The sequence below is a fragment of the Streptomyces sp. NPDC004721 genome, from assembly GCF_053601495.1.
On record NZ_JBSGBZ010000024.1, the window covers coordinates 73,299 to 97,061 of the forward strand.

At 69.3% G+C, this 23,763-nt stretch carries 17 protein-coding genes and 2 pseudogenes; 9 read left to right on the top strand and 10 right to left on the bottom strand.

Going from position 1 to position 23,763, the window contains the following annotated elements:
- Window positions 1–55 precede the first annotated feature (55 nt).
- On the top strand, window positions 56–2,134 hold the full coding sequence (locus ACWEK3_RS22725) for a PQQ-dependent sugar dehydrogenase (protein ID WP_450544266.1): 2,079 nt from the start codon (window positions 56–58) through the stop codon (window positions 2,132–2,134).
- Here ACWEK3_RS22725 and ACWEK3_RS22730 read toward each other — a convergent pair.
- Window positions 2,098–2,625, bottom strand: coding sequence for a hypothetical protein (locus ACWEK3_RS22730; RefSeq protein WP_453250456.1), 528 nt, complete (start codon window positions 2,623–2,625; stop codon window positions 2,098–2,100). The genes ACWEK3_RS22725 and ACWEK3_RS22730 overlap by 37 nt on opposite strands.
- A complete protein-coding gene (locus ACWEK3_RS22735) occupies window positions 2,601–4,013 on the bottom strand; it encodes an aminopeptidase P family protein (RefSeq protein ID WP_450544265.1) in 1,413 nt (470 codons plus the stop codon). The genes ACWEK3_RS22730 and ACWEK3_RS22735 overlap by 25 nt, the downstream gene beginning before the upstream one ends.
- Window positions 4,014–4,158: 145 nt before the next feature.
- Between ACWEK3_RS22735 and ACWEK3_RS22740 the strand changes: the two genes are divergently transcribed.
- Window positions 4,159–5,142 carry a helix-turn-helix transcriptional regulator gene (locus ACWEK3_RS22740; RefSeq protein ID WP_453250457.1) on the top strand — a complete coding sequence of 328 codons (984 nt, stop codon included), beginning with the start codon at window positions 4,159–4,161 and terminating at the stop codon, window positions 5,140–5,142.
- A 270-nt stretch (window positions 5,143–5,412) separates the two neighbouring features.
- Here ACWEK3_RS22740 and ACWEK3_RS22745 read toward each other — a convergent pair.
- Window positions 5,413–6,581: pseudogene (locus ACWEK3_RS22745) on the bottom strand (cellulose-binding domain-containing protein).
- 247 nt (window positions 6,582–6,828) lie between these two features.
- Here ACWEK3_RS22745 and ACWEK3_RS22750 point away from each other — a divergent pair.
- Window positions 6,829–7,419: a malonic semialdehyde reductase gene (locus tag ACWEK3_RS22750; RefSeq protein ID WP_390725781.1), complete on the top strand. Its 591-nt coding sequence runs from the start codon at window positions 6,829–6,831 to the stop codon at window positions 7,417–7,419.
- Window positions 7,420–7,485: 66 nt separating this feature from the next.
- The gene (locus tag ACWEK3_RS22755) at window positions 7,486–7,701 is read left to right on the top strand and encodes a hypothetical protein (RefSeq protein WP_453250458.1); all 216 of its coding nucleotides are present in this window, start codon (window positions 7,486–7,488) and stop codon (window positions 7,699–7,701) included.
- A gap of 11 nt (window positions 7,702–7,712) precedes the next feature.
- Here ACWEK3_RS22755 and ACWEK3_RS22760 read toward each other — a convergent pair whose 3' ends face one another.
- Together ACWEK3_RS22760 and ACWEK3_RS22765 are read right to left on the bottom strand one after the other, a co-directional pair.
- Window positions 7,713–8,132, bottom strand: coding sequence for a ribosomal maturation YjgA family protein (locus ACWEK3_RS22760; protein ID WP_453250481.1), 420 nt, complete (start codon window positions 8,130–8,132; stop codon window positions 7,713–7,715).
- 75 nt (window positions 8,133–8,207) lie between these two features.
- A pseudogene (locus ACWEK3_RS22765) lies at window positions 8,208–8,408 on the bottom strand (hypothetical protein); the annotation flags it as partial.
- A gap of 294 nt (window positions 8,409–8,702) precedes the next feature.
- Here ACWEK3_RS22765 and ACWEK3_RS22770 point away from each other — a divergent pair.
- From ACWEK3_RS22770 to ACWEK3_RS22785, 4 genes are all read left to right on the top strand, one after another.
- On the top strand, window positions 8,703–9,779 hold the full coding sequence (locus ACWEK3_RS22770) for a fatty acid desaturase family protein (RefSeq protein ID WP_450544261.1): 1,077 nt from the start codon (window positions 8,703–8,705) through the stop codon (window positions 9,777–9,779).
- An 817-nt stretch (window positions 9,780–10,596) separates the two neighbouring features.
- Window positions 10,597–11,826: an IS110 family transposase gene (locus ACWEK3_RS22775; RefSeq protein WP_453250459.1), complete on the top strand. Its 1,230-nt coding sequence runs from the start codon at window positions 10,597–10,599 to the stop codon at window positions 11,824–11,826.
- Between the two features lie 45 nt (window positions 11,827–11,871).
- A complete protein-coding gene (locus ACWEK3_RS22780; RefSeq protein WP_453250460.1) occupies window positions 11,872–12,696 on the top strand; it encodes an alpha/beta fold hydrolase in 825 nt (274 codons plus the stop codon).
- A gap of 414 nt (window positions 12,697–13,110) precedes the next feature.
- Window positions 13,111–13,707: an SMI1/KNR4 family protein gene (locus tag ACWEK3_RS22785; RefSeq protein ID WP_453250461.1), complete on the top strand. Its 597-nt coding sequence runs from the start codon at window positions 13,111–13,113 to the stop codon at window positions 13,705–13,707.
- A 512-nt stretch (window positions 13,708–14,219) separates the two neighbouring features.
- Here the strand turns inward: ACWEK3_RS22785 and ACWEK3_RS22790 are convergent.
- From ACWEK3_RS22790 to ACWEK3_RS22800, 3 genes are all read right to left on the bottom strand, one after another.
- On the bottom strand, window positions 14,220–15,341 hold the full coding sequence (locus ACWEK3_RS22790) for a winged helix DNA-binding domain-containing protein (RefSeq protein WP_453250462.1): 1,122 nt from the start codon (window positions 15,339–15,341) through the stop codon (window positions 14,220–14,222).
- A 405-nt stretch (window positions 15,342–15,746) separates the two neighbouring features.
- On the bottom strand, window positions 15,747–16,265 hold the full coding sequence (locus ACWEK3_RS22795) for a hypothetical protein (protein WP_453250463.1): 519 nt from the start codon (window positions 16,263–16,265) through the stop codon (window positions 15,747–15,749).
- 96 nt (window positions 16,266–16,361) lie between these two features.
- Window positions 16,362–16,601 (bottom strand): hypothetical protein, encoded by a 240-nt coding sequence (locus tag ACWEK3_RS22800; RefSeq protein WP_450544252.1) that lies wholly within the window; start codon window positions 16,599–16,601, stop codon window positions 16,362–16,364.
- 183 nt (window positions 16,602–16,784) lie between these two features.
- Here ACWEK3_RS22800 and ACWEK3_RS22805 point away from each other — a divergent pair, with 183 nt between their 5' ends.
- Complete coding sequence (locus ACWEK3_RS22805; RefSeq protein WP_450544250.1) at window positions 16,785–18,566, top strand: SpoIIE family protein phosphatase; 1,782 nt, start codon at window positions 16,785–16,787, stop codon at window positions 18,564–18,566.
- A 245-nt stretch (window positions 18,567–18,811) separates the two neighbouring features.
- Here ACWEK3_RS22805 and ACWEK3_RS22810 read toward each other — a convergent pair whose 3' ends face one another.
- Both ACWEK3_RS22810 and ACWEK3_RS22815 read right to left on the bottom strand, forming a co-directional pair.
- Complete coding sequence (locus ACWEK3_RS22810; protein ID WP_450544248.1) at window positions 18,812–19,405, bottom strand: response regulator; 594 nt, start codon at window positions 19,403–19,405, stop codon at window positions 18,812–18,814.
- Complete coding sequence (locus tag ACWEK3_RS22815; RefSeq protein WP_453250464.1) at window positions 19,402–23,715, bottom strand: HAMP domain-containing protein; 4,314 nt, start codon at window positions 23,713–23,715, stop codon at window positions 19,402–19,404. The genes ACWEK3_RS22810 and ACWEK3_RS22815 overlap by 4 nt, the downstream gene beginning before the upstream one ends.
- Window positions 23,716–23,763 lie beyond the last annotated feature (48 nt).

Sequence of the window (23,763 nt, forward strand, 5' to 3'; positions counted from 1 at the left end):
GCCCGAAGGGACCCGCATGGCGTCACGACGTACATATCGAAGGCACTGGGCGGCTGTGGCCGTCAGCGCAGCCCTCGCCCTGGGCGGTCTTGCCACCCCTTCCCACGCAGACGAGCCCGCCGCGGCGACAGCCGCCCTGACCGACCCCATTCCGCAGAAGCCCGTCCAGTCCACGACAGGCCTCGTCCTGGAGGAGTTCGCGCAATTCCCCAAGTCGGAACCCGTTCCGGCACCAACGGATCCGCGCCTGATGCGCCACGCCCGGATCAACACCATCAATGAACTCCCCGACGGCTCCGGCCGGATGGCGACCCCCGACCTCAACGGCACCCTCTACCTCACCGACCCCGGCGCCGCGACCAGCACCTCCGGTGGCACCCCGCACCCCTACCTGGACGTCAAGGCCGCATTCCCGCACTTCTTCTCGGGCCGCGGCCTCGGTCAGGGCTTCGGGTACGCCGCGTTCCACCCGGAGTTCGGCACGAACGGGCGCTTCTACACCATCCACACCGAGCTCGCGTCGCAGGCCACCGAGACCCCCGACTACCGACAGGCCGGCACGCCCGCCTATCACGGCGTCATCACCGAGTGGACCGCCGACGACCCCTCCGCGGCCGTCTTCCACGGCACCCATCGCGAGGTGCTGCGTATCGCTTTCTCCGGCCAGGTGCACGGCGTTCAGCAGATCGACTTCAACCCGACGGCCAAGCCCCACGACGAGGACTACGGCCTCCTCTACCTCGCGGTGGGCGACGGAGGGCAGGGCGTCGGCAACAGCGAGCCGCAGAACCTGGCGCTCCCGCACGGCAAACTTCTGCGGATCGATCCCGCGGGCCACGACAGCGCCAACGGCAGGTACGGCATCCCCGCGTCCAACCCGTTCGTCGGTGAGCCCGGTGCCCTTGGGGAGATCTACGCCGTAGGCATGCGGGACCCGCACCGCTTCAGCTGGGACGCGGGCGGCAGCCACCGTATGTATCTCGGCCACATAGGCGAGCACGCCATCGAGTCGGTGTACGAGGTCAAGGCCGGGGACAACTTCGGCTGGAGCGAGCGCGAGGGTCCCTTCGCATTCGACAAGAAGACCACCGACCCGTGCGCCCGCATCCTCCCCCTTCCCGCCGACGACGCCCAGTACCGCTACACCTACCCGGTCGCCGCCTACGACCATGACCCGGGACCCGGCTGGGACTGCCGGTCCGACGTGGGCCGCGCCATCGCCGGAGGCTCCGTCTACCGCGGCAAGGACGCGCCGGCGCTGCGCGGAAAGTACATCTTCGGCGACCTCGTGGACGGCCGGATCCTGGCCGCGGACACCCGCAACATGCGCCGCGGCGCCGACCTCGCGCCGCTCGAGCAGCTGATGCTCTTCGACAAGTCGACCGGAAAGACGGTCACCATGCGCGACCTCGCCGGTGACCAACGTGTCGACCTGCGCTTCGGCTCCGACCACAGCGGCGGCCTGTACATCGTCTCGAAGGCCAACGGCAAGGTCTGGAAGGTGACCGGGACCCGCACCTTCGCCGACTGCGAGATCGGCAACACCCCCACCACCCACACCACCGGCCCCGACAACTGGGCGCCGGTCACCCCGGCCAAGTGGGCGTACACCGAACGCGAGACGATCATGACCGAGCCGGGCGTCGCCCGCCCGGGACCGCGGCGCCCCTTCGAGTACGCCGTCCTGACCGCGGGCCCGCGCTACTCCTCCGTCACCATCGAGGCGGAGGTTCGGATCGACACCCCCGTCGAGATCACCAACCGTGACGTCATTCTCATCTGGGACTATCAGTCGGACACTCGATTCCAGTACGCGCACCTGTCGAGCGACAACACCATCTATCCGCACAACGGTATGTTCACGGTCAACGACGCCGACCGGCTGCGCATCGACGACCAGTGGAACGGAACCTTCGGCGCGCCTCCGGCGATCAAGGACGAGGGGTGGCACAAGGTACGCCTCACCCACTGCGCCGACACCGGTGAGACCGCCGTCTACCTGGACGGCAGCCCCAACCCGCTGATCACGGCCACCGACCCGGTCTTCGCCTCGGGCCGGGTGGGCTTCGGATCCTTCGACAACGTGGGCCGCGTCCGTCACCTGAAGGTGACGGGCACACCGGCCGGCGACTGACCTCGCGGGCGCGGGCCGAGACCTCGGCCCGCGCCCCGACGCGGAGCCTGCCGAGTCCGTGCCGACGGGCGCCCGCCGAACAGGCCTTCAGCCGATCGGCAGCGCCGCGTCGGCACGCCCGGCTGGATTGCCACGGCCGCGGCACGGGCGCGCTCGAGGAGCGAGTTGATTACGTCGACGGCCGCCCCGGAGATGAGGATCGCGCCCGTCTTCCACCACGCACGCAACTGCGCGAGCGGCCGGGCCTTCTGCTTCGGCTGCCGAATCATCTTCACCGCGATCCGGTTCAGCTTGGCGCGGGCCCGCTCGGAGACCACGGGCAGGAACCGCGGCTTGCCGTCGCCGTCGACAACGGTGACGTACCCGTGCTCCAACTCCTCCAGGCAGGCCGCGATCTGGTCGCCGCGCCGTGCGGTGGACAGGCTCCCCAGACGGCGGCCCTGCCTTGGCCCGGTTCTCGATGTGGTCAGCCCGCGAACCGGGCCATCCACGCCTCGACCTCATCCGCAGACCGAGGCAGGTCCGCCGACAGATTCTCGTGACCATCGGCGGTGACGAGCAGGTCGTCCTCGATGCGCACGCCGATGCCGCGCCACTCCTGAGGCACAGTCAGGTCGTCCGGCTGGAAGTACAGGCCGGGCTCGACGGTGAGCACCATGCCCGGCTCCAATACGCCGTCGACGTACTCCTCAGTCCGGGCCTGCGCGCAGTCGTGGACGTCCAGGCCGAGCATGTGACCAGTACCGGCCATCGTGAAACGGCGTTGGAGGCCCAGCTCGTACGCGCGGTCGGCAGGCCCTTCGATGAAACCCCACTCGACCAGCCGCGCCGCCAGGGAACGCTGGGCCGCCTCATGAAAGTCCCGATACGCGGCGCCCGGCTTGACGGCCGCCATGCCCGCCTCCTGGGCCTCGTACACCGCGTCGTAGACCCTGCGCTGGACAGGAGTGAAGGTGCCACCGATCGGCAGAGTGCGCGTGACGTCGGCGGTGTACAGGGTGCGCGACTCCACGCCCGCGTCGAGCAGGAGCAGCTCCCCGGGGCGCACCGGTCCGTCGTTATCGGTCCAGTGCATGATCGTGGCGTGCTCGCCCGCGGCGCAGATCGTGCCATAGCCGACGGCGTTGCCCTCAAGGCGGGCGCGACGGAAGAAGGTGCCCTCGATCCACCGCTCGGACGTCGCGATCGCCCGCGACAGCTCACTGACGACGTCCGTGAATCCGCGCACCGTGGAGTCCACGGCCGAGCGGATCTCCTTGATCTCCCACTCGTCCTTGACGACGCGCAGATCGCTGAGGGCTTCTTCCAGCTCCGCGTCGCGCTCCGCCTCGGTGGCGACGGCGGCCTCCAGGGACGGGTCGATACCTCGGACGATGCGAGTCGGTGTGCCGGAGGCGGCTGCCAGGTCGCCGGCCGCCGTACGGACGTCCCGGCACGGCAGGCCGAGCACGCACTCCGCCTCGGCGAGGGAGCGGCGCCGGCCCATCCACAGCTCTGCTGTGGCACCGGTCCAGAACTCGTTGTCGTCCCTGCTGTCCCGAGGGAGTTGGTAGCAGTAGGCGTCGTGGCCGTCGTCCGCACGGGGTTCGAGGACAAGGGCACCGTCCCGGGCCTGGTCGCCGGTCATGTGCACATAGCCGGAGTACGGCCGGAACGGGTAGGTGTCGTCGTTCGACCGGACTTTGAGGTTCCCCGAAGGGATCACGAGCCGTTCACCCGGGAAGCGCGCGGAGAGCGCGGCCCGGCGCGCGGCCGCGTACGGGGCCTGCTCCTCGAGCGTCAGCTCACGCCTCTCGGTCTCCGCCCACCCCGTCCGCATCAACGCGGACAGTTCCTCGGAGATCCCTGAGTACAAACCGTTCTTGCGGCCTTTCGCCACTGCGTCCGCCTTCCTGGGAGTCGAGCGCCGCCACCTGCCGACGGCTCGGCGACGTTATCCCGCGGCGCCCACGTATGGTGCCCAGTGGTGCCACTGGCACAGATCGGCCACGTCTGGCCCGCCACGGCCGTCGATAATGTCGCTCATGACGAACGCGAATCTCGGCGATGCACTGGGGCTCCTGGGCATCGGTCAGACGGCGGCCCGGGTCTATCTCACCCTGCTGGAGCTGGCCCCTGCGCCGCTGAGCGACATCGCCGCCGCGACCGGTCTGGACAGCCCGGGCCTGGCCACGGCGTACGGCGAGCTCGTCGACGCCGGCCTGACCGGTGCCGCCGAGAGGGACGAGGACGTGGTGGCGCCGGTGGCTCCGGCGGCCGGTCTCGAGGTCCTCGCCCGGCGCCGTGCCGCCGAGGTCGAGAAATCCCGCATCGCGGTCGCGGGCGCCTTCGATTCGTTCCGGCGCCAGCGGCTCGCGGCCCACAACGACCACCTCGTCGAGATCGTCACCGGCGACGCCATCGGCCCCAGGATGCGGCAAGCCTGGGCCAGCGCCCGCCACCAGATCCGGCAGTTCGAGTCGCCCCCCTACTTCCCTGTGGCCAGTGCCGCCGACGACGCACTGGCCACGCTGGCCCGCGGGGTCACACAACGCGTCGTGTACTCCCGCGAGTCGCTGGAACGCCCGGACCACCTCGAACAAGTCATCGAACCGTGCATCAATGCCGGTGAACAGGCCAGAGTGCTGCCGTCCGTCCCCGTCAAACTCCTGATCATCGACGAGGCATACGCTCTGGTGTCACTGTCGATCAAAGAGGTCGACGTGCACAACACCATGCTGGTCGTGCAGCCGTGCGGTCTGCTCTCCGCCCTCATCGCGCTGTTCGAACAGTCGTGGCAGCACGCTCTGCCCTTCCACGGTGGCACGACCCGCCCAGGCGGTCTGCCTCCCACCGACCGCCGTCTGCTGTGGCTCCTGGCCAGCGGCACGAGCGACGACGTCATCGCCCGCGAGCTGGGAATCAGCCGCCGCACGCTGTTCCGCCGCCTGCAGGTCCTGATGGCCCGGCTGGGCGCCGCGAACCGCTTCCAACTGGCCCTGCAGGCCCAGCGCAACGGATGGTTGTGACAGGGGGCCGTCGGCCCGAGCCCACACGGACAATCGCGCACTGCGGATCGTCGTGCCCCATCCGGCCCCGCACAGTGAGACTGGCACCCACTCCCCCACATCTTTGGCCTGAACTCCCCGGGGCGGGAGCAGCCGGGCAGCGCACCCGTCCTCTGCCCTCGCCGATCGCCGCAGTGATCGGGGCTCCCCGCGCAAGGCGCTGACGGCGCATCGGGGCGGAAGGGGGTTCCGTCCGGCGCGCCGTCCGCGCTGGTGGTCTCGCGCAGGCCGTCAGCAGCCGATGGGGGACGAGCCGACGGCCACATCGTCGAACCAGAGTGTGTCGTCGCCCGTCCCATAGCTCTCCCAGCCCAGGCGCAGGGTGGTGGGCCGGGGCGGGGTGGTGCGGGCAAGCCACTGCTGGTCGATGTCCTGGGTGGGGACGCCGTCCGCGTGCAGGCCCGGGATCTGTTCGTCGCCGAGCCAGGTGTCGAGCCTGGGCACCGTCGTGTCGATCGCGAAGCGCAGGCACTGCCAGCTCCCGGTCGGCAGTGGCCTGCTCTGCGCCGCGCCCACCGGGCTCTGCGCGGGCAGGGTGGCGTCGTCGGTCTCCCGGTTCCACTGGAGGGCGCCGTTCTGGCCGCCGACGCGCAGCGCCCGGCCGCCCTGGGAGCTGTCGGGCAGGGAGACGAAGGTGACATGGGCCGCGGGGAGCGCGGTGGTGTGCCGCACCCACATGCGCACATACATCACCGGCCCCACCGACGACAGGTTCGCCGTGGAGGCGACGAAGGCGTGGTTGCAGTAACCGGCCCTGCCGTCGATCCGCAGCGACCTGCCGCCGCTGTGCGCGACCGAGGTGTCGACGGCTGCGGTTCCGGTGCGCCCTGGCAGTCGGGCGCGGCGAACTGCCAGGCGCCGGAGGGGGTGGTTCCGGTCTGGTCCTCGAAGCCCGAGCAGACCACGGCGCTGCCGCAGTCGGCGGAGGGCGGCGGGGTCGTGGGCGGCGGGGTGGTCGGCGGGGTCGTGGGCGGCGGGGTGGTGCCGGTTCCGCCGCAAACCACACCGTTGAGGGCGAAGTCGGTCGGGGCGGGGTTGGCCGAGCTCCAGGTGCCCTGGACACCGAACTCGGCGGAGCCGCCGGTGGCCAGCGATCCGTTCCAGCCCGTGTTGACGGCGACGACGGAGGCGCCGGCCTGGGTGACGGTCGCGTTCCACGCCGATGTCACCCGCTGACCGTCGGCGTGGGTCCAGGTCAGACGCCAGCCGTTGACCGCCGGGCCGAGATTGGTGACCTTGACCTGGGCCGTGTAGCCGCCGGCCCACTGGTTCACGGTGTAGTCGACCCGGCAGCCGGCCTCCGCGGCACTGGTGGGTGTCGCGATGAATCCGGACACCAGCAGGGCGACGGAGCCGGCAGCCGTGAGGGCCGCCGTCCAGGACCGGCGCAGTAATCGCATTCGGGGGGTGCGCACGTATGCCTCCGAGGGAAGGACGCGGAATGTGGGAGCGCTCCCATTTATGACAGCGACCAGGGCCGCGCGCTGTCAATGCACGGGACAGCCAAGGCGGCCGCGGCGCCCTGTCACCCTGTGAAGTTGATCACCGTCAGCCCGGTTTTGGTTGAAGCTTGAACTTCTAAGGCATAGTGTCGGTGCCGCAAGTCGATCCCCTGGGATCAACCACCCATTGTGAGGAAGTTCCCCCATGTCGCTCGCTCTTGACCCCGCCGCCCAGGACCTTCTCTTCCGTGAGGCCCGCACCGCAAACACCTTCACCGACGAACCGGTGTCCGAGGAGCAGGTCCAGGCGATCTACGACCTGGTCAAGTACGGCCCGACCTCAATGAACCAGTCGCCGCTGCGCATCACCCTGGTCCGCTCCGCCGAGGCCCGCGAGCGTCTCGTCCAGCACATGGCGGAGGGCAACCAGGCGAAGACCGCCACCGCCCCCCTGGTCGCGATCCTCTCCGCGGACAACGAGTTCCACGAGGAACTGCCCCACCTCTTCCCGCACTTCCCCCAGGCCAAGGACGCCGTCTTCGGTGACCGCGGAGTGCGGGAGAGCCAGGCCGCCCTCAACTCCGCCCTCCAGGCCGCGTACTTCATCATCGGCATCCGGGCCGCGGGCCTCGCCGCCGGTCCGATGACCGGTCTGGACTTCGAGGGCGTCCGCAAGGAGTTCCTGGACGACGACCACACCCCGCTGATGGTCGTCAACATCGGCAAGCCGGGCGAGGACGCCTGGTACCCGCGTTCCCCTCGTCTGGAGTTCGACCAGGTCGTCACCACGGTCTGAACCGGCTCGGCGACGGGGATCTGGACTGCCCCGTTCTCCCGTGGGCTTCTTGCGGCAGTCGGCGCGATGCTCGCCACGCTCGCCTACCGTGACGCCGCCGCCCACGGCAGCGGATCGAAGACCGGTGCCCAAGGGGCGGCGGTGATCACGGCCCGAGTCTCCCAGGCACGACGGACTCAGCCGCATCGCGGCAGCATGGGCGCCTGGCCGTCCGTGTTCACGGTCGCGGGGGCGGTCGCGTTCGCCTCCTGGGCCGTGGCCGATCGACGGAGCCTCCGGTAGGCCAGCAGGCCCTACGCCTCCCTCCTCACAGCGGTGAGGACGAGCCAGCCCGCTGCCGCGCCAACCGCGTACCAGAGCAGGTCGGGCGGGTTGAAGGTGGAACCGAGTACGAGGCGGGCGACGGCACTGCGCCGGGAGAGCTCCGCCGGCACCTCGCTGAGCTGCAGGAACTCGATCCCCCAACTGACGGCCAACGCGCTTGCGGCGGCCGTCAGGGGCGTCACCCTGGGCGCCACCAGAACGACGAGGATCACAAGCAGGACGGTGTACAGCACGTCTCCGCCGTACTTGCCCGCGCTCCCCGCCGTCACAGCCCTGAGTCCCAGCCCCGCGGCGACGGTCAGCACCGCGGCCGCGGCCGCCGCCAGGCGGATCCGCGCCGGGGCGGCGGCGCCTGCGGCGCGGTCCTGGGTTCCGGGCAGGGAGGGCACGGGGTCATACTGCCGGATGTCCCGTGCTCGAAGCATCTGTTCCGGCGTTGGGGACCAGCGGTACAGCCGTTGGTCCCCAACGCCGGTGACGGCGCCGGAGCGTGAGCGGCACGGCGATCCGGGCTGGGCCGCGCACGGCGGGCATGGGTGGCGCTCGACATCGTCCACGTCGTTCGGGTGTGACTGAGCACCGCAGTTGGCACCGCTCGCCACTGAGTCTCCCCCCGCCCCGGCCGGCTGCGGAGGAGCGGTGTTGAGCAGGCGCGGCGCCGACACCGTCGGCGGGCGCGCTGTGGCTGCCGATCGTCCCTCACGAGGCGGGGCGCCTGGTACCCGGTGGGGCCAACGGCCGGCGACAGCGACCGGCCACCGAGGTTGTGCGGCCCAGTCTCTGGGCAAAGGCGGCTCGGCCCGGCGCTCCGGCCACGGACCTCACCGCCCGGAGAAGGCCCAGTTCAGGGGGTATAGGGGTGGGGACAACCCCATGGGGCGGTGGGGGGCTCGGCCCTCCAGGAGGCCTACGGCTGACAGGCTGGTGACGGTGGGGCGGCCGTAGCCAGACTCGCCTGCATGACGACTTCCTCCGACGCCTCGGTCACGATCGCACCGGCCGCCGTGCGTCCCCGCAGACCCCGCCCCGACGCCGCCAGCGACTTCGCCCGGCTGTCCCACCGCATCACCGAGGCGGGTCTGCTGCGGCAACGTCCCGGCTACTACACGGTGCGGCTCGGACTGGTGACCGCACTGCTGGCGGCGGGCTGGGCGGCCTTCGTCGCGCTGGGCGACACCTGGTGGCAGTTGGCGGTCGCCGCCATCATGGCCCTGTTGTTCGGCCAAGTCGCGCTTGTGGCACACGACCTGGCGCACCGGCAGGTGTTTCGGAAACGCCGTGCGAGCGAGATCTCGGGCCGGCTCTTCGGCAACCTCGGCATCGGCATGAGCTACGGATGGTGGATGAACAAACACACGCGCCACCACGCCAACCCCAATCACGAGGAACTCGACCCCGATGTCGCCCCGGACATCCTGGTGTGGTCCACCGAGCAGGCCCGCAACAGCAGCGGTCTGGCCCGCTTCATCGGCGGCCACCAGGCGTTCTTGTTCTTCCCGCTGCTGACACTGGAGGGCTTCAACCTGCACGTGGCGAGCGTACGGGCGCTGCGCTCGCCGTCCATGAAGAGCCGCCTGCTGGAGGGCGGCCTGCTGTTCCTGCACATGGCGGCATACTTGTCCGCGCTGTTCCTGGTGCTCTCCCCCGGCAAGGCCGTGGCGTTCCTCGCCGTGCACCAGTGCCTTTTCGGTGTGTATCTCGGCAGCATCTTCGCCCCGAACCACAAGGGCATGCCCACCTTCACCGGCGACGACCGCCCCGACTTCCTGCGCCGCCAGGTGCTCACCTCCCGCAATGTGCGGGGCGGCCGGCTCACCGACCTGATGCTCGGCGGGCTCAACTACCAGATCGAGCACCACCTGTTCCCGAGCATGCCCACTCCTCATCTACGGCGAGCCCAGGTCGTCGTACGCGCGTACTGCGCGGACATCGGCGTGCCCTATTACGAGACCGGGCTGATCCATTCCTACCGCGAGGCACTCACCCACCTGCACCGGGCGGGGGAACCCATCAGACGGCAGCGCAAGGCGTCCTGACCACGGGACGGCGGGCGACGTCGCGGGCGTGTGCACCCCTGTGCCGGCCATGACCGGCAACACAGGGGCGTACACGCCAACTTGCGTCTACTGCGCAAAAGCCGGTGTCGAGGACAGGTCACAACCACCGCCGGATGCAGTCATGACGTTCCGTCCAGGGCCGGGGGCGAGCTCATCGGCCGCGGCGGCGCCGTAAGCGCGGGTGGCCGTCATCAGGAGTTGCTCACGGTCGATGCGGTAGGTCTGCGCGCCCAGCGTCGACAGGGCTGTCGACGCCACCACGCAGCCCAGGTGGCTTCGGCAAGGCATGGCTGAGGGCGGCCAGCCGCAGGGCGAACGTTGCCTAATTCCTTGTTAACGGTGCCACGAGCCGTGAGCCTTGCGGTGCTGTTCGAACTGGACCGTGATGTCTAAACGTTGCCTGGCGACTGACGCCTCGCATCAGAGCGGCGGACGGTCCGGCGGGTCTCGTGGTGACGGTCGCGTGGGCACCGGGCGGATACCTTCGGCGAACACGGCGTTGATGCCTCTGCATAGAGCGGTGACGCTCGGTGCCTTCGCGGCCGCCACCACGTCAACACCCGTCGCGTGATCGCTCGTTGGTGTTGGTGGTGCGAGCCCGTCGCACGGTGACCTCTTGATACGCCCGAGCCGTTCGAGCTCCGGCTTAGACCGAGGCCCGTGGGGTGAGCCGGCGCCACGAACGGCTGCTGAGGTGGCGGACCGGCCATGGGGTCGAGTCCTTGAATTAGGTCGCTGCGTGGCCCGCATGCGCTCGTGACCAGCGCAAACAGTCAACGCTCAGGGGAGGAGCAACTTGATCTACTGCGGAATCGACTGGGCCGAACGAACTCACGACGTCGCCCTCGTCGACGACTCCGGCCAGCTGCTGGCCAAGCGGCACATCACCGATGACGCGGCCGGCTACCAAATCCTGCTGGACCTGCTCGCCGAATACGGCGACACCGAGGACAACCCCATTCCGGAAGCGATCGAGACTTCCCGGGGCCTGCTGGTGGCGGTGCTACGGACCGGCAAGCGACGGGTCTTCGCGATCAACCCGACGGCCGCCGCCCGCTACCGCGACCGCCACAGCGTCTCCCGCAAGAAGTCGGACCCCGGCAACGCCCTCGTGCTGGCGAACATCCTCCGCACCGACATGCACGCCCACCGCCCCCTGCCCCAGGACAGCGATCTGGCCCAGGCCCTCGCCGTCCTCGCCCGCGCCCAGCAGGACGCGACGTGGAACAAGCAACAGTGCGCCAACCAGCTCCGGTCCTTGCTCCGTGAGTACTACCCGGCCGCTCTGGACGCCTTCGCCAAGTGGAACAACGGCCTGTGCCGACCCGAGGCCCGCGAACTCCTCAAGACCGCCCCCACCCCCACCAGGGCCGCCCGGCTGACCCGCACGCAGATCCAGGCCGCGCTCAAACGCGCTGGCCGCAAGCGAGGTATCGAAGCCGAGGCCGAACGGCTTCGCGAGGTCTTCCGCGCCGAGTGGGCCCACCAGCCGCCGCTCGTCGAGGACGCGCTCGGCAAGCAGATGCTGGCCCTGCTGATCCAGCTGGAGGCTGCCTGCACCGCAGCCGACGACCTCGCCGAGGCGGTCGAGGAGGCTTTCCCTCAGCACCCGGACGCTGACGTGATCCTCAGCTTCCCTGGTCTCGGCGTCCAGCTCGGCGCCCGGGTGCTGGCCGAGATCGGAGACGACCGACAGCGGTTCGCCGACGCCCGCGGTCTGAAGGCGTACGCCGACTCCTCACCCATCACCCGCGCCTCCGGCAAGAAGTCGTCCATCACCCGCCGGTGGGTGAAGAACGACCGACTCAACCACGCCGGCTACCTGTGGGCCTTTTCTGCGATCACTGCCTCACCCGGCGCCAAGGCCCACTACCGCAGGCGGCGCGACGACCACGGAGACTGGCATGCCGCCGCACAGCGCAACCTGTTCAACCGCATGATCGGCCAGCTCTACCACTGCCTTCAGAACCACACACTGTTCGATGAGAGCACGGCCTTCCCCACCGAACTCCCAGTCGCCGCTTGACCTGCTAATCGCCTGAGGTGTCTGATGCGGCACTAGGATCTGCCCATGCCGGAGATAGAGCTCACCGCGGGAACCATCTCCTACGACGACACCGGTGGTGAGGGCCCGGTCGTAGTCCTCCTGCACGGCCTCGTCCACGACGCCACCGTCTGGCGCGACGTCACCGCCGGACTCCGGGCCGGCAACCGGGTGATCGCGCCCACGCTGCCCTACGGCTCCCACCGCACCCCCATGGACCGGCCGCCCACCCCCGACCTCGTCATCGACCTGATCGTGGAGTTCCTCGACCGGCTCGACCTGAGGGACGTCACCCTGGTGGAGAGCGACTGCGGCCGGGCTCAGACGGTCGCCGCCCAACACCCCGAGCGGCTGGCCCGGCTGGTACTGATCTCTTGCGAGGCCTTCGACAACTATCCGCCCGGCCTGCCCGGCAAGATGATCGGCGCGGCCTGCCGGGTGCCCGGCATCCTGCCGCTCATGGTCCGCGTCCTGGGTTTCAAACCACTGCGCCGGTTGCCCGTCGGTATCGGCGCCCTCACCAAGCGCCCCGTACCGGACGAGATCGTCGACCGCTGGCTGCGTCCCCTGCGCACCGACCCGGCGATCCGGCGCGACTTCCGCCACTACAACACGAACATCCGCAGGAGCGAACTGCTCGAAGCGGCCGAAGGGCTGCGGAAGTTCGACAAGCCTGCGCTCGTCGTCTGGGCCACCGAGGACCTGATGATGCCCCGCGCCCACGGTCGGCGCCTGGCCGAACTCCTCCCGCAGGGACGGCTGGTGGAGATCGAGGATTCGAGGACCCTGATCGCCGAGGACCGGCCGGAGCGGCTGTCCGCCGTCCTGAAGGAGTTCATCGCCCAGACGTGACCTGCCCTGCGGTGGACTCGGACTCCGGGTTCACCCCTCACTACGCGCGCACGCTCAAGCCGCGCGCCGCGGCGAGGGCCGCGAAGCGGTCGGGGCCCCTGATGCCACTGCGGCCGACCCACTACGAGATCCCGCTGCCCCACACCACCCCGGCTGGGCCGGCGGCACCCAGCCTCGACCGGACGCCCGAACAAGCCAGCACCGACTGCGTCGCCGCATTCGAGGTAACTGAGGTGATTCGACGCGCTCGTCTCCAGCGCTGGCTCGTGGAGTGCACCGTTCGGCTGAACCGTCGGCAGCCTCGACGGCTACGCGTCCAAGGCGCGTATGAGGTCGTGCTCAATAGGTGGTCCAGGTGGGACCTCGTCAACGGCCAGGGGTCCGGTGTCATCGCTCAGGGCTATGGTCCGGGCTATGACCGATGATCAGATACGGGCTGAACAGACCCTCGTCGCCTGGGCGCGGATCGAGACGTGGTTGAAGGAGAATGCGCCCCGCACCTTCCAGAGGTTGCCCGCGCCCGCGACGGAGGGCGAGCTCCGCTCGCTGGAGCAGGATCTCGACTTGGCCGTCCCGGCCGATGTACGCGCCTTCTACCTGGTGCGCCATGGCACCGGGCCAGCCTCGGATTTCGACTGGCCCACATCCCGCGATGCCCCCGAGCCGACCGGGTACTTCCTGCCCAATGGTGAGGGGGTCGGCCCCCTGGAGAACCTGGGAGCGTGGTTCGAGGGTCCGGTCGCGGCCGCGCGCCTGGATGACGAGCCCGGGCAGCGGTACCTGCCGATCACCACCATCGACCCGGACGGCTTCTACGGCAGCTTTGTCGACTGTACCCCCGGCCGGGGGTACGGGCTGCTCGGCGACTACGCCGAGGCGGAACTTCCGAGCCCGGGGGAAGCGACGTTCGCCGCCTACCTGACCAAGGTCGCGGACGCGCTGTGCGAGGGGCGGGGCTTCGGGGACGATACCGCGCCGCGCGTGATCGATGGGCGCCTCGACTGGCGGTAGGCGGGTTACCAGCCCGCCGACGGCGGGGGCGGCGTCCGAGACCACACCACCGGCGTCCGATCGCCGAGCTGAGGCCTCATCACCGCCTCCAGGCACGGGCCCGAGCCCACGACCGGACCGGCGTCCCTGACCGGGCTCGTCACGCGGGCGCCGACCGGGTCGGCCCACTGGCCGGTGCGCCGACATTCCTCGAGCACGGCCCCCGCCGGTCGCACATAACCGGCGTCACCGCCCACCCGACCCAGGCCGCAGCTGTTCAACAGGCGTGAAATCTCGCCGCCGACCTGGGCACGCACTTGGATTCACTGCGCTTCCTGCTGCGCGACCGCGATGACATGTACGGCGAGACCTTCGACGCGGTCTTCGCAGCCGAAGATGGAGATCCTCAAGAGCACGCCGCAAGCGCCGCGGATGAATGCCCACTGCGAGAGACCTGGTCGACGGTGTACTGCCGCCCTCGCGGGTGGAGTGGTGGGAGTGGCCCGGCCGGCCCGCCCCTTGGCGCATCGTGGTCAGGCGTCGGCGATGCGCAGTTCACACCCTGCCGCGCCGTCCGACGCGAAGAGCAGGAGACGTTCCCCTTCTTCCGCGAGTTCGGCGCGCCGGCGCTTGCTCACCGGGTGGAAGAGCTGGACGTTGAGAGTCGTCACCCCGCGCGCACGGTCGGTCCGCCACGTCCCGGCGACGAACCCGTCGACCAGAATCGTCCCAGGAATCACGGCATTCTTCGTCGCGATGGCCTTGCGGTGCTCGTCGCTGATGATCCGGGTGCGGTCCGCGTGGGAGAGGATCGCGTTGTCGTACGGGGCCAGGTAGCGCACCGGCGCGGGCGTGTCGGGGTCCGGACGCGGTGCGCCGGGCAGATCCCACAGCTCTCGGCCGTCCTCGTCACGGAAGGAGACCAGCTGCGGGCGCAGGCGCTCGGTCACCACGCGCAGCCGGGTGAGCCCCGACCACGCCTGGATGTCCTTGACGGTGGCAGGGCCGAACGCCGCCAGATAGCGCAGGACCAGGGCGTCGACGTCGGGCTCTGGGTCCAGCGGGGCGCCGAGCCAGTCCTCCGCCGTGACGTACGTCGTCTGGCCGCTCTGACCCCACACTCCGCGGGGCGGGACCTGGACGACCGGCAGCAGATTGCGTACGACGTTGCCTAGTGCGGAGGCGGGGTAGTCGGGCCAGGTCGTCCGCAAGGAGGCGCTCAGGTCGCCGACGGTGAGAGGAGACTGTTCCAGGAGCTCCCGGCCGGCCGCCGCGACCTTGGCCGGATCCAGCCCGTTCAGGTCCTTGCCGAAGGTGGTGGTCAGGCTTCGTTCCATGAACGGCTGGAGACAGGGCCGAAGCCTGCGGCAGTCGGCGGAGGTGACCAGATGGACGGTGCCTCGCATCAATGCGATGCGCACGGCCCGCCGTTCGGTGAGCAGGCCGGCCAGTTCCGCGGGGCGGAAGTCCTCCAGCCGGGTCCACAGGCCGTAGTAAGGCGGAATGGGTGCCTGTGCCTGCAGACCCACGAGGTGCTCGAGCGCCTCCTCCGCCGGCATCGTTCGTCGTGTCAGTAGCAACTGGCGTGCCAGGAAGGCCCGGTTGAGAGCCCGCCGCTCGAGTACGTCGGCGGGCTGGGGCGAGGTGGTGGCCATCTGACCTCTCAGTTCAGGAAGGCGAAGAACGTGCGCCGTTCGTCGGCGAGGACGGACGGCCTCTTGGCAACGTTGGTGTTCGATTGCGAGGCTACGTGTCGCGTGAGACCCCGTGCGCCCTCCCGTCTGGCGGGCGGGAATGACGCTCCGTCGGGTACGTGTCTGGTCCCGTCCCGGCCTCACAGGCTTCGCACTCCACACGCTCCGAGACCTCGACGCCGTGACCGCCGGCCTCACCCTGCACTCCGGCGGCACCGAAAGCGCCGTGAACCACATCAAGAAGCTCAAAAGGCAACTCTGCGGGCGGGATTCGAACTACTCCGCAAGATGATCCTGCTTCAGTGACCCTCCGCGTCCGCGCCCCGAGATCTGTGCCAGAACCGAGTTTGGGAGACACCGTCGCTGTCAGCCGAGGGAAACGGCGATCAGGGCGACGGCGGAGCCGGCGAAGACCGTGGTGTTGCGGAGGTAGGTCTGGGCGCGCACCCAGTGAGGGAAGGCGTTCTCGGCGGCCTGGAGGAAGGGCGCGACCTTGATCCGGGCCAGTTCCGGGTCGCTCTTGCGACGGAAAGCGGCCTCCACCGACCTCACCGCGGTGAGGTTGCTGTAGACGATGCCTGCGTTCATCAGCACGACCAGGGAGGAGAAGATCCAGGTCAGTAGTTGCGCCAGGTCGGCGCCGGCGAAGTTGAAGGCGGCGGTGGCGGTCATCACCGCGGCGACGGCCGCCGGTGCCGCGGTCTCGTGGCCGCCGGCGTCGAAGCGGAGCCCGTTCTCCTCCAGCACCTCCGGGCGGACGTCCTGGCGGCGGAGCTCGGCCACGGCGGCGGCCTTCGCGGCGGGACCGAAGCGGTGGCGAACCATCGGAATGCTGACGAAGGCGGCGGCGACGAGCAGCTGCATGACAGCGGCGAGCATGTTCATGGGACCCTCCCTCGACTTGCACTTAGTTCAACTTGCTGATGAAGTGAGACCGTAGCCGACAAGTTGAACTAAGTGCAAGACGCGTCGCGCTTCGGCTCAGCAGCCGAGCAGCAGGACCAGAGGCACGAGCAGCACCGTGCGGGTGCACCTGCGCAGCTCCCCCCACGACGTGCAGTCCTCCACCGGCGGCAGGCCGTTGGTGGCGATGTCCTCCAGGACGGCGGCGAGCTGGCCGGCGTTCTCACGGGTCTTGGCTGCGTACGCGCGGACCGCGTCGGCGGCTGGGGGCTCCAGCTGCTGCCGGGCGGTACCGGAGGAGGTCGGCTGTTCGCTCATCGGGGGCTCCAGCCGTGCCGGCGCACGATCAAGGCCGCGGAAGGCAGGATCTTCTGGGGCCGAGGGGGGATGCATGACGGGCTGCTTCGTGGACATCATGGAGGTTGCGAAGGACCAGCGTCTCCGGCCCAGGACGGCGCCCGGAGGCAACTGGGGTGACGGTTGCAAGAGGGGATGGCCGGGATGAACACATCCGAATCCTTTCGGGCCGAAGACGATGTCCCCAGGACGTCCCAGCCCCGCAGGCTGCTGAATGAGCTGTCCGGGAGGCTGGTCTCGCAGTCCCCGGTCGGGCTGGCCGTCATGGACACAGATCTGCGGTACGTGGCCGTGAATCCGGCGCTGGAGCGCATCAATGGCCTGTCGACTGAGGAGCACGTCGGCCGCCATGTCTCGGAGGTCCTGCCGCATGTGGACACCGCGGCCATCGAGTCCGCGCAGTGGCGGGTTCTGGAGACGGGAGTCCCACTGCTCGACCAGAACGTCGTCGGCCGCACCTGGGCCGATGCGGATCACGACCATGCATGGTCGGTTTCCCTCTACCGGCTGCAGGACTCCGTCGGCCGGGCGCGGGGGGTGGCCGCCTCGATCGCGGACGTCACCGAGCGGCACCGCCTGGCGACCGAAGCCGCCCGGGCCCGACGGCGCCTGACCCTGATTGCTGATGCCTCGGCTCTCATCGGCACCGTGCTGGACGTGGACCAGACCGCCCGCGAGCTGGCTGGGGTCACCGTGCCCGAGCTCGCCGACATCGCGGCGGTGGACGTCCTCGACACGGTCCTGGCCTGCCACCGCACCGCCGCGCCGGGCAGCGGCCCAGAACTCTTCCGCGCCCTCGCCCTGGCCTCCGCCTACCCCACCGAGGCCACCCGCGCCGCCGACCAGGTAGGCGACTTGGCCGCCTACGCCGCCGACCGCCTGGTCACCCAGTGCGTCCGCACCGGCAAACCGGTTCTGGTACCGCACGTGAACGACCGCGACCTGTCCCGTATAGCGCGCAATCCCGAGGCGGCCACGCTCCTGGCCCGCGCCGGCATCCACTCCTACCTGGCGGTGCCGCTGAGCGCCCGCGGCATAGTGCTCGGCGCCCTGGACCTCAAACGCGCACGCAACCCCCTGCCCTTCAACCATGACGACGCCGTACTGGCAGGCGAGCTGGCCAACCGTGCCGCGGTCAGCATCGACAACGCCCGCTGGTACCAGAGCGTGCGCAACGCCGCCGTCACCCTCCAGCGCAGCCTGCTGCCGGAGCACCCACCGCACCTGGTAGGCCTGGAGATCGCCTCCCGCTACCAACCCGCCCAGGCCACCAGCGAAGTCGGCGGAGACTGGTTCGACATCATCCCCTTGACCGACGACAAGACCGCCCTGGTCGTGGGGGACGTGATGGGCAGCGGCATCGACGCCGCCGCCACCATGGGCCGCCTGCGCACCGCCACCTGCACCCTGGCCGAACTCGACTTCGACCCCGCCCAGGTGCTCCAGCACCTGGACAGGATCACCAGCGGCCTGGAGCATTACATCGCCACCTGCCTCTACGCCGTCTACGACCCCCACCACGGCGAGTGCCACATCGCCAACGCCGGACACCTGCCCCCCGTCCTGGTCCACCCCGGCCGCCCCCCCGAGCTGCTCGACCTGTGCCCCGGCGCGCCGCTGGGTGTCGGCGGCGTCACCTTCCACAGCAGCACGCTCGATCTCGGTCCGGGTGACGATCTGGTCCTCTACACCGACGGCCTGGTCGAAACGCGCCACCATCCCATCGACGACCGCCTCGACACCCTCCTCGGCCTGCTGGACGGCTCCGAGGGCCGCCCCGTGGGAGAAACCTGTGACCTGCTCCTGCACGCCCTGCGGGACCCCGGCGACCACGACGACGTTGCCCTACTCATCGCCCGGATCTGCCCGCCCAGTCCTGACCACCAGATCATCGGGGCCCCTCCCAAGGAGGGCAGTGACCTCTGACCCACGCCGTGCCCACCGCGCCCTGACCGCCATGGGGCCCCGGCAACTGCCAGCGCCAGCAGTCGTTGTCGTTCTCGCGCACGCCGGGGGGAATGGCGCAACCTCACCGAACCACTCGTACCCCCAGGACTCATGGAGCGGGTGCGCCACGTTCATCGCCGGACGTCGGCCGCTCTGGACGACGGGCACGGCGAAGGCTGCGAGGTCATCGTGCGCCCGGGGTGCGGGACGTGGTCAGCCGCCGATCAAGCTGAATAGTGGCCGGTGCGGCCTGGGAGGAGGGTACCCACCGCGCGTTCCACCTCCGCGATGCGGTCGGCGAGATGGGCCGTCTCGGCTTCCGGCTTGTTGCGCAGCAGTAGCTCGATCTGGGTGAGTTGCTCGGTGATCTCCGCAAGCCGGTCTGCGTCCGCGGGCTGTGCGCGTGTCGCCAACTGGCGGTTCTTGCGGTACAGATCGAGAAAGACGTTGACTTTGGTGCGCAGCACCCACGGGTCGATGGGCTTTGTGATGAAGTCGGCGGCGCCGATCGCGTATCCCCGGTAGGTGTAGTCAGCGCCCGGCTCGGTCCCCGTCACCAGAATGACGGGCACGTCCTTGGTCTGGTCGAGGCGCTTGATGTTGGCGGCGGTCTCGAAGCCGTCCATGCCGGGCATCCGGACGTCCAGGAGGACGACGGCGAACTCCTGTCGCAGCATCGCCTTCAGCGCTTGCTCCCCCGAACGCGCGTGGACCAAGTGCTGGTGGAGCGGGCCGAGTACGGCCTCGAACGCGATGAGGTTCTCCTCCATGTCGTCCACGATCAGGATGCTGCATGGGTCGGCCGGGCTGGTATTCATGGCGCTTCCCTGGGCGGATCGTCGGCGCCGTCCTCTGCGTCGGACGGTTCATCGGCGGTGCCCCCATCCTGCGCCGGCTCAGGGGAGCCGTTCTGCGGGTCGAGCAGATCGCAGATGACCGACAGCAGGTGGTCGACATTCACCGGCTTGGGCACATAGTCGGAGGCGCCGCTGTCTATCGCTTTCTCGCGGTCTCCGGGCATCGCTTTGGCAGTGAGCGCGATGATCGGAAGGTGCGCGAGGCGGGGGGTGTCCCGGATGATGCGGGTGGTCTCATATCCGTCGATCTCCGGCATCATGATGTCCATCAGGACCAGGGACACGTCAGGGGACCGTTCCAGGACCTCAAGGCCCTCTCGGCCGTTCTCCGCGTACTTCACGGTGATGCCGACGCGGCCCAGTACGTGCGTGAGGGCGAAAACATTGCGGATGTCGTCGTCGATGATGAGGATGTGACGGCCTGCCAGTACGCGACCGGGACGCCCGATGAGCCATTCCTTGAGCCGAGTCGTCTCCGGCCAGGCGTCCTCGCGGCCGTCAGCCGTCCCCGTGGCTCGCCTGCCCATCAGATCGTCCGGGCTCAGGCTGCCCGGATCCAGGATGTCGGCGCTCACCCCCCGGTCCAACACGCGCTCAGGTGTTGCGTCCTCGGCGGCGGTTGCCGGCGCCCGGTTCTCCGCGGGCGGGGCGCCGACGGTGCGCAGCTCCGCCGGGCCCTGCCCGGTGGTGGAGCCTGGGTAGTGCGAGGGAATGTAGAGGGTGAAGCGGGAGCCCACACCCGGCTCACTCTCCGCGACGATTTTGCCGCCGAGCATCCCGGCGATCTCCCGGCTGATGGACAGGCCGAGCCCGGTGCCGCCGTACTTGCGGTTGGTGGTGCCCTCGGCCTGCTGGAACGCCTCGAAGATCATCGGCAGCTTCTCGGGGGCGATGCCGATCCCGGTGTCCTTGACCGAGAAAGCGATGATGGCTTCGGCGTTTTTGAGTGTCGCCTCCTGGAACTGTTCCCCCGGCACCCGCTCGACGCGCAGCTCCACGCTGCCGGCGTGGGTGAATTTCAGGGCGTTGGACAGCAGGTTGCGCAGCACCTGCTGGAGGCGCTGCTCATCGGAGTACAGCTCGGCCGGTACGTTCTCCCCGACAGCGATATCGAAGCCCAGGCCTCGGTCGATGGTGAGCGGCCGGAACGTGGCGTGGACGTAGTCAAGCAGCTTGACCAGCGGCAGTATGTTCGGGCGCACGTCCATCCGGCCGGCTTCGATCTTCGACAGATCGAGGATGTCGCTGATCAGCTGGAGCAGGTCCGAGCCCGATCGGTGGATGGTGGTCGCGAACTGCACCTCCTGTTCGGACAGGTTCCCGTCGGGGTTGTCGGCGAGCAGCCTGGCCAGGATCAGCAGCGAGTTGAGCGGGGTGCGCAGCTCATGGGACATGTTCGCCAGGAACTCCGACTTGTACCGCGAGGCGGTCGCGAGGAGGGCGGCCTTCTCCTCCAACTCGGCGTTGGAGCGCTGAAGTTCGTCCGACCGCTCGCGCAATTCGGAGGTGAGGCGCTGGGACTGCGAGAGCAGGGACTCCGTTCGGGAGTTGGCGATGATCGTGTTGATCGAGACGCCGATCGTGTTGGCGAACTGGTCCATGAAGGCCAGGTGCACATCGCTGAACTTGCTGAGCGAGGCCAACTCGATCACGCCGAGCACCTGATCCTCGAAGAGGATCGGCAGGATGACGATGCTGGCGGGGTACGCCATGCCGAGCCCGGAGCTGATGGTGATGTAGTCCGGCGGGACGTCGGCGATGAGGATGCGCTGCTTCTCCTGCGCGGCCTGTGCGATCAGGCCGCGGCCCAGGGTGCCGGCGCCGGGGAGCGGGCTGCTCTCGCCGGCCCGGTCGGTACCGTACCCGGCGATGAACTGCAGGCCCTCGGCGTGCGGCGCGCCTGCCTCGGCCAGGAAGAACGCACCGAACTGCGCGTTCACCAGCGGGGTCAGCTCGCGCAGGATCAGGTCGGCGACCTCCACGAGGTCGCGGTGGCCCTGCATGAGGGCGGCCATACGGGTGAGGTTGGACTCCAGCCAGTCCTTGGCGCGGGTGGTCTCGCGGAGGTTGGAGACCATGAGGTTGATGTTGTTCTTCAGTTCGGCGACCTCGCCCTGGGCTTCGACCGTGATGGCGCGGGACATGTCGCCCTGGGTGACGGCGCTGGCCACCTCCGCGATCGCCCGCACCTGGGTGGTGAGGTTCAGGGCGAGCTCGTTGACGTTGGTGGTCAGCCGCTTCCACGTTCCGTAGACGCCCTCCACCCGGGCCTGACCGCCCAGCTGCCCCTCACTGCCGACCTCGCGGGCGACGCGGGTGACCTCGGACGAGAACGAGGAGAGCGTGTTGACCATCGTGTTGATGGTCGTCTTCAGCTCCAGGATCTCGCCGCGCGCGTCCACATCGATCTTCTTCGACAGGTCGCCCTGGGCGACGGCGGTGGCGACCTGGGCGATGTTGCGCACCTGCGAGGTGAGGTTCTCCGCCATGAAGTTGACGTTGTCCGTGAGGTCCTTCCACACCCCGGAGACGCCGCGCACCTTTGCCCGGCCACCGAGCCGGCCTTCGGTGCCGACCTCGCGGGCGACGCGGGTGACCTCGTCCGCGAACGCACGCAGCTGGTCGACCATCGTGTTCACGGTGCTCTTCAGCTGCAGGATCTCGCCCCGCGCGTCCACCGTGATCTTCTTCGACAGGTCGCCGTTGGCTACGGACGTGGTCACCTGGGCGATGTTGCGGACCTGCGAGGTCAGGTTCAGCGCCATGAAGTTGACATTGTCGGTCAGCTCTTTCCACACGCCCGAGACGCCGCGGACCTGCGCCTGGCCACCCAGGTTGCCCTCGGTGCCGACCTCGCGGGCGACGCGCGTGACCTCGTCGGCGAACGCCGACAGCTGGTCGACCATCGTGTTGATCGTCGACTTCAGCTCCAGGATCTCCCCCTTCGCCTCCACGGTGATCGTCTTGCCGAGGTCGCCCTGGGCGACGGCGGTGGCGACCTGGGCGATGTTGCGCACCTGCGAGGTGAGGTTCTCCGCCATGAAGTTGACGTTGTCCGTGAGGTCCTTCCACACCCCGGAGACGCCGCGCACCTTTGCCCGGCCACCGAGCCGGCCTTCGGTGCCGACCTCGCGGGCGACGCGGGTGACCTCGTCCGCGAACGCGGACAGCTGGTCGACCATCGTGTTCACGGTGCTCTTCAGCTGCAGGATCTCGCCTCGCGCGTCCACCGTGATCTTCTGGCTCAGATCGCCGTTGGCGACCGCCGTGGTCACCTGGGCGATGTTGCGGACCTGCGAGGTCAGATTCGACGCCATGAAGTTGACGTTGTCCGTGAGGTCCTTCCACACCCCCGAGACGCCCGGTACATGAGCCCGCCCGCCCAGTTGGCCCTCCGTACCCACCTCACGGGACACCCGCGTCACCTCGTCGGCGAACGCGCGCAGCTGATCGACCATCGTGTTCACGGTGAGCTTCAGCTCCAGCAGCTCGCCGTTCGCCTCGACCGTGACCTGGCGTGTCAGATCGCCGCGCGCGACCGACGTGGTCACTACCGCGATGTCGCGCACCTGTGCGGTCAGCCGCGAGGCCATCGTGTTGACGGCCTCGGTCGCGTTACGCCAGTCGCCGACCAGCCCCTGCACCGTGGCCTGCCCTCCGAGACGGCCCTCGGTACCGACCTCCCGGGCGACGCGGGTCAGCTCGCCGGTGAACAGCGACAACTGCTCCACCATTCGGTTCACCCCATGCCCCAGGCGTCGCAGATCGCCGCGGAGTTGGCGCTTGCCGTCGTGCAACTCGACGCGCTGAGTCAGATCACCGTCCGCTACGGCGGTCAGGACGCGGGTGGCGTTCACGGCCGGGACGGCCAACGCCTCCAGCAGGGTGTTGGCCGCTTCCACGCTCGTGGTCCACGCGCCCTGCCCGGGACTCGCTGCGAGCCGCTCGTCCAGCCGTCCTCGCCGCACCACTTCGCGGCGTACTCGGTCGAGCTCCGAGGCCAGATGCGCGTTCCGCACGATGATCTGGTTGAGCACCCCCGCCATCTCGGCGAGGACCCCTGCGGACAGTCCCTCTGTGCGTACGGTGAAGTCGCCGTCGCAGAACGCGTTCATGGCCGCGAGCAGCGGACGCAGATCGGCGACGCGTATCCACTCGCCGTCCGGCGCGGGGCCGGGTCGGCCTGCGGCCTCGGGGCCGGTGTCAGCGGGCCCCCGGTCCCGGAGTTCTGGCTCACGGGAAGCGCGATCAGGCTGGGTGACAGATTCCATGGCAACCCATTCCCGGCAAGCAAAAGGATCCGATTACTTCCCTTTTAG